Origin of the sequence: Shimia fortis, from assembly GCF_040225985.1 — a bacterium.
GTDB lineage: Bacteria > Pseudomonadota > Alphaproteobacteria > Rhodobacterales > Rhodobacteraceae > Shimia.
In genome coordinates this window covers 47559-60310 of sequence record NZ_JBBPEU010000002.1, presented here as the reverse complement: position 1 = coordinate 60310, position 12752 = coordinate 47559, and the positions used below count along the sequence as shown (strand labels likewise).

The window sequence follows — 12752 nt, the reverse complement described above, 5'->3', positions numbered from 1 at the left end:
CCACCCGACAGGTTGATTTTCGCCTGTACGGGCAGAAACCTGGCGCAAGCCTGCAGAAAGGCGGGCTGGCCCTTGCCCCTAGGGGGTAAGGCGCGGTAATAGCGTTCGAAACGCTTTTGAGGAAAGGGCTGCAATATGCGTCGTGTCGTTGTCACTGGGCTTGGTCTGGTTACCCCGCTGGCTTGCGGAGTTGAGGAAAGCTGGTCGCGGGTTTTGGACGGTCAGTCGGGCGCAGGTCCGATCACCCGGTTCAACACCGAACGCGTGACCACCAAATACGCCTGTGAGGTGCCGTATGGCGACGGGACGGAGGGGACGTTCAACCCGGATGACTGGATGGCCGCCAAGGAGCGCCGCAAGGTTGATGACTTTATCCTGTATGGTATCGCCGCCGCGACGCAGGCGGTCGAGGATTCGGGCTGGAAGCCGGAAGACACCGAAAGCCGCGAACGCACCGGCGTGATGATCGGCTCGGGCATCGGCGGGTTGCAGTCGATTGAACAGACCACGCTGATGATGGCCGAGAAAGGCCCGCGCCGCGTGTCGCCTTTCTTTATTCCTGGCGCGCTGATCAACCTGATCTCGGGGCAGGTTGGCATCCAGTATGGGTTCAAGGGCCCCAACCACGCGGTTGTGACCGCCTGTTCGACCGGCGCGCATGCCATTGGTGATGCGGCCCGCCTGATCATGTTCGGCGACGCTGACGTGATGGTGGCCGGTGGCGCCGAGGCGGCGATCTGCGAGATCGGCATTGCAGGGTTCAACGCTTGCAAGGCGCTGTCGACCAGCCGCGCGGAAGATCCGAAATCGGCCAGCCGCCCCTATGATGCCGACCGCGACGGGTTCGTGATGGGCGAGGGCGCGGGTGTTGTCGTGCTGGAAGAATACGAACACGCCAAGGCGCGCGGGGCCAAGATCTATGCCGAGGTTCTGGGCTATGGTCTGTCGGGCGATGCCTATCACATCACCGCCCCGTCCGAGGACGGCGAAGGTGGCGAACGCTCGATGCGCGCGGCGCTGAAGAACGCGGGGCTGGAGCCGAAGGATATCGACTATATCAACGCGCATGGCACCTCGACCATGGCCGACACGATCGAACTGGGCGCGGTCGAGCGCATGATGGGTGATGCCGCGGCCAAGGTCACGATGTCCTCGACAAAGTCGATGACGGGGCACCTTTTGGGCGCGGCAGGCGCGATCGAGGCGATTTTCTCGATCCTCGCGATCCGCGATCAGGTGGCTCCGCCGACTATCAACCTTGACAATCCGGCGGTGGAAACCCCTGTGGACCTCGCGCCGAACAAGAAGGTCGAACGCGAGATCAACGTGGCCCTGTCGAACTCGTTCGGGTTTGGCGGCACCAATGCGTCGGTGATCTTCGGAAAGGTCGGCTAATGGCACGCCACATCGCGGCGAATGCGCTGACGCTGCTGATCGTGGCGGCGTTCCTGCTGGGCGGTCTGATCCTTTGGGGGCAGAACGAATACACGGCGGAGGGGCCGTCGGACACGGCGATCTGTTTGCAGGTCAAGCGTGGATCGAACATGAAGATCGTGTCTCAAGACCTTGAAAATAAACAGGCTATCTCGAATGGTTTGATCTTTCGCGTGGGTGTGGACTATGCCGACAAGGCGGACAAGCTGAAGGCGGGGTCGTTCCTTGTGCCGGCGCATGCGTCGATGGAAGAGATCGCCGATATCGTGACCCGTGGCGGCGCGAGCACCTGCGGCACCGAGATCGTGTACCGGATTGGCGTGACGCGTCAGAGCGTGCAGGTGCGCGAACTGGACCCGCAGACCGGCCGTTTTGTCGAGATTGCGGCGTTCAATCCGGCGGTGGATGAAGCCCCCGAAGCCTTTACCGAAAAGCGGGGCGAGGCCGATACGCGCTATCGCATTTCGGTGGCCGAGGGCGTGACCAGCTGGCAGGTGGTGGACGCGCTGCGCAAGATCGACCTGCTGGACGGAGAGGTCGACGTGCCCGAAGAAGGCAGTCTTGCGCCCGACAGCTATGAGGTGGTCAGCGGCGACACCCGCCAGAGCGTGATCGACCGCATGTCCGAAGCGCAGGAAATCCTTGTGGCGGCGGCATGGGAAGGGCGGTCCGAGGACACGCCGTTGAAATCGCCCGAAGAGATGGTGATCCTCGCCTCGATCATCGAGAAGGAAACTGGTGTGCCCGAGGAACGCCGTCAGGTGGCGAGCGTGTTTACCAACCGGCTTGAGCGCGGGATGCGGCTTCAGACCGACCCGACGGTGATCTATGGCATCACGCGGGGCGAGGGTGTTTTGGGGCGCGGGCTGCGTCAGAGCGAATTGCGCCGCGAAACCCCGTGGAATACTTATGTCATTCCGGGCCTGCCGCCGACGCCGATTGCCAACCCCGGCCGGGCGAGCCTTGAGGCGGCGGTCAATCCCGACACGACGGATTACATATTCTTCGTGGCCGATGGCACCGGTGGCCATGCCTTCGCGGAAACGCTGGCCGAGCATAACAGCAACGTGGCCAAGTGGCGCGAGATCGAACGGCAGCTTCGGGAACAGAACCAGTAAACAACTAACAGAGTGTCAAAAGGCGCGGAGAGGGAAACCTCTTCGCGCCTTTTTCGTTTGGCGCGAGGCACCGTCACGGTGGGGTAAGCGGCTGTAAGCGCGGCGTGGGTAGGGTGGTGGCTGTCGGATGGGCGCGGCCGGTGGGACGGGTCCACGTGTGCGGAGGGGAACTCCACGCATGAGAGGCAGTGAAAACATATGAAATCATTCGTGCCGCCTACGGGCGAGTTACCGCTGGATGGAGAAATCGAGCAACTGCGCAAGCTGCTGATGGATCTGCGCGATGTTCTGGACCAGGCAAGGGTCCGGTTGAAACAGGAAGACGCTGCAGCCCCCGGAGAAGCGGGCAAGGCGCTGAGCGAATTGCGGCAAACGCTGCGGTCCGCCATTGATACGGAGAAGATCTTTGAAAAACGCCGAAAGGACAGAAGCGGGATCGTTCACGAGTACAAGATCGACCTCGATGAAGCACGACTTGCGATCGGGAGCCGTCTGGCTTGCCTGCGCAGGGCCAAGCACCCGGGAGGGGTTCCTGAATAGTTTGGGAGAGGGAGAGCTGCTGGCTCTCCCGTACCTGTTCGAGTTCTGGGCCTTTGACCATCAGTTGCCGCCCGAGGGGGATTGGAAAACGTGGGTCATCATGGGCGGGCGCGGTGCGGGCAAGACGCGGGCCGGGGCCGAATGGGTGCGTAGCATGGTTGAGGGCGCGGGGCCGCTGGACAAGGGGCAGGCCGCGCGTATCGCGCTTGTCGGGGAAACCATCGAGCAGGTGCGCGAGGTGATGATCTTTGGCGAGAGCGGCATTCTGGCGTGTTCACCGCCCGACCGGAAACCAGCCTGGGAGTCAACGCGCAAGCGGCTGGTCTGGCCGAACGGGGCGATTGCCCAGGTGTTTTCGGCGCATGAGCCCGAGGCGCTGCGCGGGCCGCAGTTTGATGGAGCCTGGGTTGACGAACTGGCCAAGTGGAAGAAGGCGCGCGAGACCTGGGACATGTTGCAGTTCGGGTTGCGGCTGGGGACGCACCCGCAGGTTTGCGTAACGACCACGCCGCGCAATGTGGGCGTGTTGAAGGATATCTTAGAACAGGAGAGCACGGTTGTGACCCATGCCGCGACCGAGGCGAACCGCGCCTATCTGGCGGACAGTTTCCTTGAGGAAGTGCGCGCACGTTATGCCGGCACACGGCTGGGGCGGCAGGAATTGGACGGGGTGTTGCTGGACGAGGTCGAGGGGGCCTTGTGGACGCTTGGCGCGCTGGAAAAGACACGGGTGAAGAAAGCGCCCGAGATGGACCGGATCGTGGTGGCGGTGGACCCGCCGGTGACAGGGCATGGCGCGTCGGATGAATGCGGGATCGTGGTCTGTGGCGTGGTCATGCGGGGGCCTGTGCAGGACTGGAAGGCCTATGTGCTGGACGATGTGACGATGCGCGCGGCCAGCCCGGCGAACTGGGCCCGCGTGGCGATTGCGGCGATGGAGACCTGGGGCGCCGACAAGCTGGTTGCGGAAGTCAATCAGGGCGGCGACCTCGTGGCCGAGGTGATCCGGCAGGTGGACCCTCTGGTGCCCTATAAGGCGGTACGGGCGTCGCGCGGCAAGGTGGCGCGGGCGGAACCGGTAGCGGCGCTTTACGAGCAGGGCAAGGTGCATCACGTCGGCGCGTTCGATGCGCTTGAGGACCAGATGTGCCAGATGGCGCTGGATGGCTATTGGGGCACGGGCAGCCCTGATCGCGTGGATGCCTTGGTCTGGGCCTTGCACGAGTTGGTGATCGAACCCTCGGCCAAATGGCGCCGCCCGCAGATGCGCAGCCTGTGACGGGGCTGCGTACGGTGGTCTGAGGCGGTCTTAACACCTTTTTGAGATAACGGAATTGTCCAAGGCGCAAAGCGGCGACGCGGGCGGGGCAAGAGCAGGAGCGACACGCATGGTATTCGATTTTCTTCGCAGGCAAACCGCAGAAATGCCCGAGCAGAAGGCGAGTGCAACGGGGCCGGTCGTGGCCTATCACAGCGCGGGGCGCGTGGCCTGGAGCCCGCGTGATACGGTGTCTCTGACCCGGACGGGGTTTAGCGGCAATCCGGTGGGGTACCGCTCGGTCAAGTTGATCGCGGAAAGCGCGGCGGCTTTGCCGCTTGTTTTGCAGGACGGGCGCCAGCGGTTTGATGCGCATCCTGTGCTGTCTTTGCTGGCGGCCCCGAACCCCGCGCAGGGGCGGGCCGAGCTGTTCGAGGCACTGTTCGGGCAATTGTTGCTGTCGGGGGATGGCTATCTTGAGGCCGTGGGCGGCGAAGATACGATGCCTGCAGAACTGCATGTGCTGCGCTCGGACCGGATGCGGGTTGTGCCGGGGGCGGATGGTTGGCCGGTCGCCTATGAGTACAAGGTCGGCGCGCGGGCGCACAGGTTTGACGTGTCCGAGACACCGACCGTGTGTCACCTGCGCAATTTCCACCCGCAGGATGACCATTACGGGTTTTCGCCCTTGCAGGCGGCGGCGATGGCGGTGGACGTGCACAATGCGGCTTCGCGCTGGTCAAAGGCGTTGCTGGACAATGCGGCGCGGCCTTCGGGGGCGATTGTCTACAAGGGGATGGATGGCGCGGGCAGCCTGTCGTCGGACCAGTATGACCGCTTGGTAAACGAGATGGAAAGCCACCATCAGGGCGCCCGCAATGCGGGGCGACCGATGTTGCTGGAAGGGGGGCTGGACTGGAAACCGATGGGGTTCTCGCCCAGCGACATGGAATTCCAGAAGACCAAGGAATCTGCAGCGCGCGAGATCGCGCTGGCCTTTGGGGTGCCGCCGATGCTGCTGGGGATCCAGGGGGATGCGACCTATGCCAATTACCAGGAGGCGAACCGTGCGTTTTACCGTTTGACGGTGGTGCCGCTGGCGACGCGGGTGGCGGCGACGGTTGGGACGTGGCTGTCGCGGTTCGCGGGTGAAGCACTGGAGCTGAAACCTGATCTGGATCAGGTGCCGGCGCTGGCGGGGGAACGGGATGCGCAATGGGCACGGGTGCGCGAGGCGGATTTCCTGAGTACGGCCGAAAAACGCCGCCTGTTGGGCCTGCCGGCGCAGGCGGATGGGGCTGCGGATGGGTGAGCAGAAATATGGGTTCGAAGCCTTTGATTGCGCGCCGGCGCTGCGGCTTGAGGCGCATGAGAGAGTGGCCAAGTTGCAGTTCGACAGTTTGAACCGGCGGCTCGACAAGATTGAAGAGCTGATCGAGCGGCTGGAGCGGCGGTTGTGGCTGACGGTGTATGGCGTGGTCGGGGTGATATTGGCACAGGCGTTCCAGTCTTTGTTGAACGCGACGCCCTGAAAGATTTCGGGAAAGGATCGAGAATGGATATGCAAGAGCGGCTTGAACACAAGTTCGCGCGGTTCGGCGACGGGCTGGACGTGACCGACGGCACCCGGATCGAGGGTTATGCCAGCCTGTTCGGCAAAACCGACCAGGGCGGCGATATCGTCCAGACGGGGGCCTATGCAGCGTCGCTGGCGCGGTTGGCGGCGTCGGGGCGGGCGGTCAAGATGCTGTGGCAGCATGATCCGGCCCAGCCCATCGGTATCTGGGACGAGGTGCGCGAGGACGCGCAGGGCCTCTGGGTCAAGGGGCGGCTGCTGAGCGATGTCGCGAAAGGCCGCGAGGCGGCGGCGCTGATCGGGGCGGGGGCCATCGACGGGCTGTCGATCGGATACCGCACCGTAAAGGCGGGCAAGGATGAAAAGGGCCGCAGGCTCTTGCAGGAACTGGAGCTTTGGGAAGTGTCGCTGGTGACATTTCCGATGCTGCCCAGTGCGCGTGTGGCGGCCAAGGGCGAAGCCCCGGATGCCGAGACATGGCGCGAATTGGCGGCGGCCTTCGAGGGCGCCCGTCAGGAATTGAGACGCCGCTAGGGCGTTTCGAACAACCAAATCAAGGAAGAACCGATGGGTAAGACCGAGACCAAGTCTCGGACCGGGGAAGATGTGTCTCCGGTCACCGAGGTGAAGTCTGCCGTGACGGGTTTCATGAGCGACTTCAGTGACTTCAAAGATGATATTCACGCACGATTTCAAAAACAGGAAGAGCGACTGACCATGCTTGATCGTAAATCGCAACATTTTGCACGCCCGGCGCTGGCCGTGGAATCCGAGTTTGATGCGCCGCACAAGAAGGCGTTCAATGCCTATCTGCGCTCGGGCGAGGATGACGGCCTGCGCGGCCTTGAGATCGAAGCCAAATCCCTGTCGACTGCGGTCAACAGCGATGGCGGATATCTGGTGGACCCGCAGACCAGCGACGAGATCAAGTCGGTGCTGAACGCTACGGCCTCGGTGCGGGCGATTGCCAATGTGGTGAATGTCGAGGCGACCTCGTATGATGTGCTCATTGACTCGACCGATGTGGGCGCGGGCTGGGCGGATGAAACCTCGGCCACCTCGGAAACCGGCACGCCAACGATCGAGCGGATCACCATTCCGCTGCATGAATTGTCGGCCCTGCCCAAGGCGTCGCAGCGTCTGCTGGATGACAGCGCGTTTGACATCGAGGGCTGGCTGGCGGGCCGCATTGCCGACAAGTTTGCCCGCGCCGAGGCCGCGGCCTTTGTGAACGGTGACGGTATCGACAAACCGACCGGGTTCCTGACCCATCCGGATGTGGCCAATGCAAGCTGGGCCTGGGGGCAGCTGGGCTATGTGGCGACCGGTGCCGACGGGGCGTTCAATGGCGGCGATGCGCTGATCGTCCTGGTTTATGCGCTGGGGGCGGAATATCGCGCCAATGCGAGCTTTGTCATGAATTCGAAAACTGCGGGTGCGGTGCGCAAACTCAAGGACAATGACGGGCGCTTCCTGTGGTCGGACGGTCTGGCCGCCGGTGAACCGGCGCGTCTGCTGGGCTATCCGGTGCTGATTGCCGAGGACATGCCGGACATTGCGTCGGGTGCAAACGCGATTGCCTTCGGGGATTTCTCGGCCGGGTACACCGTGGCCGAACGCCCCGATCTGCGCGTGCTGCGTGATCCGTTCTCGGCCAAGCCGCATGTGCTGTTCTATGCCACCAAACGCATCGGCGGCGACGTGAGCGACTTTGCCGCGATCAAGCTGCTGAAGTTCTCGGTCGCGTAAGCGGTCGGGTGGGGCAGGCGGCATCGGTCGCCTGATCCCGGGGGCGCGTGTCCGCTGATTTGCGTTGTCTGGCTGTCCCCTCCGTTCGAGCGGCGCACAGGACACGCGCCCGATCTGTCGGAGGGGCGCATATTCGGAGTAATTCCATGATGTTAGTCGAAGAGACCCCGGTGCCGTCGGCGGCGCTTCCGGTTGAAGAGTTCAAGGCGCATCTGCGGCTGGGGAGCGGATTTTCCGATGACAGCCTTCAGGACAGCGTATTGGAGAGTTTTCTGCGTGCTGCACTGGCGGCCATCGAGGCGCGCACCGGCAAGGTGCTGATCGAGCGGTCGTTTAGCTGGGCGCTGACCGAGTGGCGCGATCCCACGCGCCAGCCCTTGCCGGTTGCACCGGTGAACGCGATTGAAAGCGTGACGCTGGAAGACCGCGCGGGCGAGCAGGCGATTGTCGCGCCGAGTGCCTATCGATTGTTTCCCGATCTGCAGGCGCCCGAGTTGCGCCCTGCGGGGGCGTGTTTGCCGACGGTGCCAACGGGCGGGCGCGTGATCCTGGCCTTTATGGCGGGCTATGGCCCCGAGTGGTGGGATCTGCCTGCGGATTTGCAGCAGGCGGCGCTGCTGCTGGCGGCGCATTACTATGAATACCGCGACGACACGGCGCTGAGCGGGGGATGTATGCCGTTTGGCGTGACCTCGTTGATCGCGCGCTATCGTCCGGTGCGACTGGGGGCGATGTGATGAGAGATGTGATGAGAGATGTGCACCTGTCGCGAAAACTGGTTCTTGAGGCGCCCGCGCGTGTGCCGGACGGGGCCGGTGGCTTTGCCGAAAGCTGGACCGTGCTTGGCACGGTTTGGGCCGATATCCGCGCCCGCACGGGTCGCAAGCGCGATGGCGGAGAAGTGTCCCTGTCCAGCACCGCCTATCGGATCGTGTTGCGCGGCGCCCCTCAAGGTGCGCCGTCCCGTCCGGTCGCGGGGATGCGGTTTCGCGAAGGCACGCGCCTGTTCGCCATTGACGCGGTGTCCGAGCGCGACCCGCAAGGGCGGTACCTGACCTGTTTTGCAACCGAGGAGGCAGCGCGATGAGCTATGCCCTGGCCGAGCCGCTGCAGGCGGCGATCTATCAGCATTTGCAAGCCGATGCGACCCTTGCCGCCCTGATCGGGGATGCGATTTACGATGCGGTGCCTGCGGGTGATCTGCCCGAGACTTATGCGGTTTTGGGGGCTGAAACCGTGCGCGACCGCTCGGACGGCAGCCATGCGGGGGCGCTGCATGCTTTGACCGTGTCGGTGATGTCGTCGGTGGCGGGGTTCACGGTGGCCAAATCGGTAGCCGGACGGATCAGCGACCTGTTGCACGAGGCCGATCTGGGCCTTGCGCGGGGGCGCCTTGTTTTCCTGAAATTCGACCGTGCCACGGCCCGGCGCGAAGGCAGCGCCAATGCGCGGCGGATCGACCTGCGTTTTCAGGCGCGTGTCGAAGACAATTAACTAAGTGGAGTAGATGATATGGGTGCACAGAACGGCAAGGACCTTCTGATCAAGGTGGATCTGACCGGCGACGGCCAGTTCGAGACAATCGCGGGGCTGCGGGCCACGCGGATCAGTTTCAACGCGGAAAGCGTGGATGTGACCAGCCTTGAAAGCCAGGGCGGCTGGCGTGAACTGCTGGCGGGGGCCGGTGTGAAATCGGCAGCGATTTCGGGCTCGGGTATCTTCAAGGACGAAAGCACGGATGAACGCGCGCGTCAGATCTTTTTCGACGGGGAGATGCCGGATTTTCAGGTCATCATTCCAGATTTCGGCACCATCGAAGGGCCGTTTCAGGTCACCGCCATCGAATATGCGGGCAGTCATAACGGTGAGGCCACATATGAATTGTCGCTGGCGTCGGCTGGCGCGCTGAACTTCGTGGCGCTGTGACCATGGCCAACCCTTACGCAGGCGAGGTCGCGCTGGTGATCGACGGGCAGCGTCACGTTCTGAAACTGACGCTTGGGGCGTTGGCGGAACTGGAGGCGGGGCTGGACAGTGGATCGCTGGTCGATCTGGTCGAGCGGTTCGAAGGCGGGGCGTTTTCCTCGCGCGATGTGGTGGCGCTGATCGTGGCGGGCCTGCGCGGGGGGGGCTGGCAGGGCGACGCGGGGGCGCTGTTGCAGGCCGATATCACGGGTGGGCCGATGCAGGCGGCACAGGTGGCGGCACAGCTTCTGGCGCGGGCCTTTGCGTTGCCCGGTGATGCGGCATGAGCCTGTTTGACTGGCCCGCCCTGATGCGGGCGGGGATTGCGGGGTTGCGCCTGTCCCCGCAGGCGTTCTGGGCGCTGACCCCTGCGGAATTGCGCATGATGCTGGGGCAGGGGCAGGCGCCTGCGGCCCTGTCACGCGCGGGGTTGGACGCCCTTTTGGCGGCCTACCCGGACAAGACGGAAGGATCACGAGATGAGCGAGACTGAGGCAATTGGCGATTTCGAGGCGCAGGTGGATGCGCTGGAGATGTCGCTGGCGCAGGCCACCACGGTGGCGGCGGTGTTCGACACCGAGCTGCGCAATATGCGCCGGGCGCTGGCCGACACCGGTAAGGACGCCAAGACACTGGAGCGGGGCCTGAGCCGTGGTTTGCGCCGCGCTTTTGATGACGTGGTGTTTGACGGGGCCAAGCTGTCGGATGCGCTGCGCGATGTCGGGCGGTCGCTGATGAACACGGCCTACAACGCCGCGATGAAGCCCGTGACGGACCATATCAGCGGATCGATTGCCAACGGGATTGGCACGTTGATGCAGGGCATCCTGCCCTTTGCCGACGGGGGCAGTTTTTCGCAGGGCCGTGTCATGCCCTTTGCCAATGGCGGCGTGGTCTCGGGGCCTGTGACCTTTCCGATGCGGGGCGGGATCGGCTTGATGGGTGAGGCGGGCCCCGAGGCGATCATGCCGCTCAGCCGTGGCAGTGACGGCAAACTGGGGGTGCGCGCGGCAGGCGGCGGACGGCCCATCAATGTGGTGATGCACATCCAGACGCCGGATGTCGAAGGGTTCCGGCGCAGCCAGGGACAGATGGCTGCGCAGATGGGGCGCATTCTGGGGCGCGGACAGCGCAATCGGTAACAGGGGAGAACAGACATGGGATTTCACGAGGTCCGGTTTCCGGCAAATCTGAGCTTTGGCTCGATCGGCGGTCCCGAGCGGCGCACCGATGTGGTGACACTGGCCAACGGGTTCGAACAGCGCAACACGCCTTGGGCGCATTCGCGCCGGCGCTATGACGCGGGGATCGGGCTGCGGTCGCTGGATGATATCGAAACGCTGATCGCGTTTTTCGAGGCGCGGCGCGGACAGATGTATGGCTTTCGCTGGAAAGACTGGTCGGATTACAAATCCAGCAAGGCCTCGGGAGAGGTGGAATACCGCGACCAGGTCATCGCGGTGGCCGATGGTGAAAGTGCCACTTTCCAGTTGCACAAGACTTATGTCTCGGGCGATGCGCGTTATGCCCGTCCGATTGCCAAACCCGTGGCAGGCACGGTGAAGGTGGGTATCGCGGGTGATGAATTGCAGGAAAGCCTGCATTTCACGGTGGATTACGCCACCGGCAAGGTCCGGTTTATCGAAATTCCCCCGCCAGACGCTGAGATCACAGCGGGGTTTGAATTCGACGTGCCGGTCCGCTTTGACACGGACCGCATCCAGACCAGCGTGGCCAGTTTCCAGGCAGGGGATGTGCCAAATGTGCCGGTGGTGGAGGTGCGGGTCTGATGGCGGTTCAGAATGCCCTTGTGCAGCACATGAAATCCGGGCTGACCACCGTCGCGCGCTGTTGGAGCGTGCGCCGCAAGGATGGTGTCGGGTTCGGATTTACAGACCATGATTGTGATCTTGTCTTTGAAGGTATCACCTTTCGCGCCGAAACCGGCGTGACGGCGGCGGCGCTGGACCAGTCGACGGGTCTTTCGGTGGACAACACCGAGGCGCTTGGCGCGCTGAGTGATGCCAGCATCAGTGAAAAAGACATCGAGGCGGGCCGGTTTGACGGGGCCGAGGTGGTCTGTTGGCTGGTGAACTGGGCGAATGTCGCCGAGCGCAGCATCCTGTTTCGCGGGGCCATCGGAGAGCTGCGGCGCGCGGGTGGCGCGTTTCACGCCGAGCTGCGGGGCCTGACCGAAAGCCTGAACCAGCCGATGGGGCGCGTGTTCCAGAAAGCCTGTGCTGCTGGCGAAGACTGTGCCTGTCGTCGCAATTTTTCGGAGACGCCGGGGTATTTCGACCTGCGCGACGTGGTCGACGTAACGGACAACTGGATTCTGACCTGGGACAACATGGCGGGTTTTGAGCCCGGTTGGTTCCAGCGTGGCAAGCTGACGGTGTTGTCGGGCGAGGCCGTGGGTCTGACCGGCAGCATCAAGGCCGATACGTTCGCGGATAACAAGCGCATCATCGAGCTGTGGGAGCCGATCCGCGCGCCGCTGGTGCCGGGGGATCGCGTGCGGCTGGACGCGGGCACGGACGGGCGGTTTGAAACCTGCCGTCTGAAATTCGGTAATGCGGTCGATTTCCGCGGCTTTCCCGACATTCCCGGCGATGACTGGATGACTGCCTATCCGTCGCGCAACGGCGTGAATGATGGCGGGAGCCTGCGCGAATGAGAGAGGACGTTGTCACCTTGGCGCGCCGCTGGATCGGTACGCCTTATCTGCATCAGGCCGCGTGTCAGGGGGCAGGGTGCGATTGTCTGGGGTTGATCCGCGGGGTGTGGCGCGACCTGATCGGGCAGGAACCCGAACCTGTGCCCGCTTATAGCATGGACTGGTCCGAACCACAGGGCGACGAGGTGCTTTGGCGTGCTGCTGCGCGGTGGTTGCGCGCCAAGCCCCTGGTTCACGAGGCCCCTGGGGATGTGCTTTTGTTCCGGATGCGCGCGCGCGGCGTGGCCAAGCATCTGGGGATTGCGGGCCGGATCGGGCCAGAGGCAAGTTTCATCCATGCCTATTCGGGCCATGCGGTCATGGAAAGCCCGCTTGGCCCCGCGTGGCGCCGCCGGATCGTGGCGCGGTTTGCATTTCCAGTGAAAGGAGAGTGAT

18 protein-coding genes are annotated in these 12752 nt (G+C 63.7%); all 18 read left to right on the top strand.

What is annotated here, in order from left to right; translation table 11 throughout:
- The first annotated feature begins 135 nt into the window (after nucleotides 1-135).
- The 18 genes from fabF to WNE31_RS03410 all read left to right on the top strand — a co-directional run bounded on the left by fabF (nucleotide 136) and on the right by WNE31_RS03410 (nucleotide 12751).
- Nucleotides 136-1395 (top strand): beta-ketoacyl-ACP synthase II, encoded by a 1260-nt coding sequence (gene fabF / locus WNE31_RS03495; protein WP_349978316.1) that lies wholly within the window; start codon nucleotides 136-138, stop codon nucleotides 1393-1395.
- Nucleotides 1395-2552 (top strand): endolytic transglycosylase MltG, encoded by a 1158-nt coding sequence (mltG, locus tag WNE31_RS03490; RefSeq protein WP_349978315.1) that lies wholly within the window; start codon nucleotides 1395-1397, stop codon nucleotides 2550-2552. Before fabF ends, mltG begins: the two co-directional genes overlap by 1 nt.
- Before the next feature lie 198 nt (nucleotides 2553-2750).
- Nucleotides 2751-3092, top strand: a complete 342-nt coding sequence (locus tag WNE31_RS03485; RefSeq protein ID WP_349978314.1) for a hypothetical protein — start codon at nucleotides 2751-2753, stop codon at nucleotides 3090-3092.
- Nucleotides 3016-4371, top strand: coding sequence for a DNA-packaging protein (locus WNE31_RS03480; RefSeq protein WP_349978313.1), 1356 nt, complete (start codon nucleotides 3016-3018; stop codon nucleotides 4369-4371). The genes WNE31_RS03485 and WNE31_RS03480 overlap by 77 nt, the downstream gene beginning before the upstream one ends.
- Before the next feature lie 109 nt (nucleotides 4372-4480).
- On the top strand, nucleotides 4481-5662 hold the full coding sequence (locus WNE31_RS03475) for a phage portal protein (protein WP_349978312.1): 1182 nt from the start codon (nucleotides 4481-4483) through the stop codon (nucleotides 5660-5662).
- Nucleotides 5655-5882, top strand: a complete 228-nt coding sequence (locus WNE31_RS03470; RefSeq protein ID WP_349978311.1) for a GTA head formation protein, RCAP_rcc01685 family — start codon at nucleotides 5655-5657, stop codon at nucleotides 5880-5882. Before WNE31_RS03475 ends, WNE31_RS03470 begins: the two co-directional genes overlap by 8 nt.
- 23 nt (nucleotides 5883-5905) lie before the next feature.
- On the top strand, nucleotides 5906-6460 hold the full coding sequence (locus WNE31_RS03465) for an HK97 family phage prohead protease (RefSeq protein ID WP_349978310.1): 555 nt from the start codon (nucleotides 5906-5908) through the stop codon (nucleotides 6458-6460).
- 33 nt (nucleotides 6461-6493) lie between these two features.
- Nucleotides 6494-7675, top strand: coding sequence for a phage major capsid protein (locus tag WNE31_RS03460; protein ID WP_349978309.1), 1182 nt, complete (start codon nucleotides 6494-6496; stop codon nucleotides 7673-7675).
- A gap of 146 nt (nucleotides 7676-7821) precedes the next feature.
- A complete protein-coding gene (locus tag WNE31_RS03455) occupies nucleotides 7822-8412 on the top strand; it encodes a head-tail connector protein (RefSeq protein ID WP_349978308.1) in 591 nt (196 codons plus the stop codon).
- An 11-nt stretch (nucleotides 8413-8423) separates the two neighbouring features.
- A complete protein-coding gene (locus WNE31_RS03450; RefSeq protein WP_349978307.1) occupies nucleotides 8424-8762 on the top strand; it encodes a head-tail adaptor protein in 339 nt (112 codons plus the stop codon).
- The gene (locus WNE31_RS03445) at nucleotides 8759-9169 is read left to right on the top strand and encodes a DUF3168 domain-containing protein (protein ID WP_349978306.1); all 411 of its coding nucleotides are present in this window, start codon (nucleotides 8759-8761) and stop codon (nucleotides 9167-9169) included. The genes WNE31_RS03450 and WNE31_RS03445 overlap by 4 nt, the downstream gene beginning before the upstream one ends.
- A gap of 18 nt (nucleotides 9170-9187) precedes the next feature.
- On the top strand, nucleotides 9188-9601 hold the full coding sequence (locus WNE31_RS03440; RefSeq protein ID WP_349978305.1) for a phage major tail protein, TP901-1 family: 414 nt from the start codon (nucleotides 9188-9190) through the stop codon (nucleotides 9599-9601).
- A 2-nt stretch (nucleotides 9602-9603) separates the two neighbouring features.
- Nucleotides 9604-9927 carry a gene transfer agent family protein gene (locus WNE31_RS03435; protein WP_349978304.1) on the top strand — a complete coding sequence of 108 codons (324 nt, stop codon included), beginning with the start codon at nucleotides 9604-9606 and terminating at the stop codon, nucleotides 9925-9927.
- Complete coding sequence (locus tag WNE31_RS03430) at nucleotides 9924-10133, top strand: rcc01693 family protein (RefSeq protein ID WP_349978303.1); 210 nt, start codon at nucleotides 9924-9926, stop codon at nucleotides 10131-10133. The genes WNE31_RS03435 and WNE31_RS03430 overlap by 4 nt, the downstream gene beginning before the upstream one ends.
- Nucleotides 10120-10782 (top strand): phage tail tape measure protein, encoded by a 663-nt coding sequence (locus WNE31_RS03425; RefSeq protein ID WP_349978302.1) that lies wholly within the window; start codon nucleotides 10120-10122, stop codon nucleotides 10780-10782. The genes WNE31_RS03430 and WNE31_RS03425 overlap by 14 nt, the downstream gene beginning before the upstream one ends.
- A gap of 15 nt (nucleotides 10783-10797) precedes the next feature.
- A complete protein-coding gene (locus tag WNE31_RS03420) occupies nucleotides 10798-11430 on the top strand; it encodes a DUF2460 domain-containing protein (protein WP_349978301.1) in 633 nt (210 codons plus the stop codon).
- A complete protein-coding gene (locus tag WNE31_RS03415) occupies nucleotides 11430-12317 on the top strand; it encodes a DUF2163 domain-containing protein (protein WP_349978300.1) in 888 nt (295 codons plus the stop codon). The genes WNE31_RS03420 and WNE31_RS03415 overlap by 1 nt, the downstream gene beginning before the upstream one ends.
- On the top strand, nucleotides 12314-12751 hold the full coding sequence (locus tag WNE31_RS03410; protein WP_349978299.1) for a C40 family peptidase: 438 nt from the start codon (nucleotides 12314-12316) through the stop codon (nucleotides 12749-12751). Before WNE31_RS03415 ends, WNE31_RS03410 begins: the two co-directional genes overlap by 4 nt.
- The last annotated feature ends 1 nt before the right edge of the window (nucleotide 12752 follow it).

Excerpts from the sequence above, each read along its gene's own strand:
- WNE31_RS03475 (WP_349978312.1), top strand. The coding sequence starts at position 4,481 with ATGGTATTCGATTTTCTTCGCAGGCAAACCGCAGAAATGCCCGAGCAG.
- WNE31_RS03460 (WP_349978309.1), top strand. The coding sequence starts at position 6,494 with ATGGGTAAGACCGAGACCAAGTCTCGGACCGGGGAAGATGTGTCTCCG.
- WNE31_RS03430 (WP_349978303.1), top strand. The coding sequence starts at position 9,924 with ATGAGCCTGTTTGACTGGCCCGCCCTGATGCGGGCGGGGATTGCGGGG.
- WNE31_RS03435 (WP_349978304.1), top strand. The coding sequence starts at position 9,604 with ATGGCCAACCCTTACGCAGGCGAGGTCGCGCTGGTGATCGACGGGCAG.
- WNE31_RS03450 (WP_349978307.1), top strand. The coding sequence starts at position 8,424 with ATGAGAGATGTGCACCTGTCGCGAAAACTGGTTCTTGAGGCGCCCGCG.
- WNE31_RS03465 (WP_349978310.1), top strand. The coding sequence starts at position 5,906 with ATGGATATGCAAGAGCGGCTTGAACACAAGTTCGCGCGGTTCGGCGAC.
- WNE31_RS03470 (WP_349978311.1), top strand. The coding sequence starts at position 5,655 with ATGGGTGAGCAGAAATATGGGTTCGAAGCCTTTGATTGCGCGCCGGCG.
- WNE31_RS03440 (WP_349978305.1), top strand. The coding sequence starts at position 9,188 with ATGGGTGCACAGAACGGCAAGGACCTTCTGATCAAGGTGGATCTGACC.
- mltG (WP_349978315.1), top strand. The coding sequence starts at position 1,395 with ATGGCACGCCACATCGCGGCGAATGCGCTGACGCTGCTGATCGTGGCG.
- fabF (WP_349978316.1), top strand. The coding sequence starts at position 136 with ATGCGTCGTGTCGTTGTCACTGGGCTTGGTCTGGTTACCCCGCTGGCT.
- WNE31_RS03420 (WP_349978301.1), top strand. The coding sequence starts at position 10,798 with ATGGGATTTCACGAGGTCCGGTTTCCGGCAAATCTGAGCTTTGGCTCG.
- WNE31_RS03485 (WP_349978314.1), top strand. The coding sequence starts at position 2,751 with ATGAAATCATTCGTGCCGCCTACGGGCGAGTTACCGCTGGATGGAGAA.
- WNE31_RS03410 (WP_349978299.1), top strand. The coding sequence starts at position 12,314 with ATGAGAGAGGACGTTGTCACCTTGGCGCGCCGCTGGATCGGTACGCCT.
- WNE31_RS03455 (WP_349978308.1), top strand. The coding sequence starts at position 7,822 with ATGATGTTAGTCGAAGAGACCCCGGTGCCGTCGGCGGCGCTTCCGGTT.
- WNE31_RS03480 (WP_349978313.1), top strand. The coding sequence starts at position 3,016 with ATGAAGCACGACTTGCGATCGGGAGCCGTCTGGCTTGCCTGCGCAGGG.
- WNE31_RS03425 (WP_349978302.1), top strand. The coding sequence starts at position 10,120 with ATGAGCGAGACTGAGGCAATTGGCGATTTCGAGGCGCAGGTGGATGCG.
- WNE31_RS03445 (WP_349978306.1), top strand. The coding sequence starts at position 8,759 with ATGAGCTATGCCCTGGCCGAGCCGCTGCAGGCGGCGATCTATCAGCAT.
- WNE31_RS03415 (WP_349978300.1), top strand. The coding sequence starts at position 11,430 with ATGGCGGTTCAGAATGCCCTTGTGCAGCACATGAAATCCGGGCTGACC.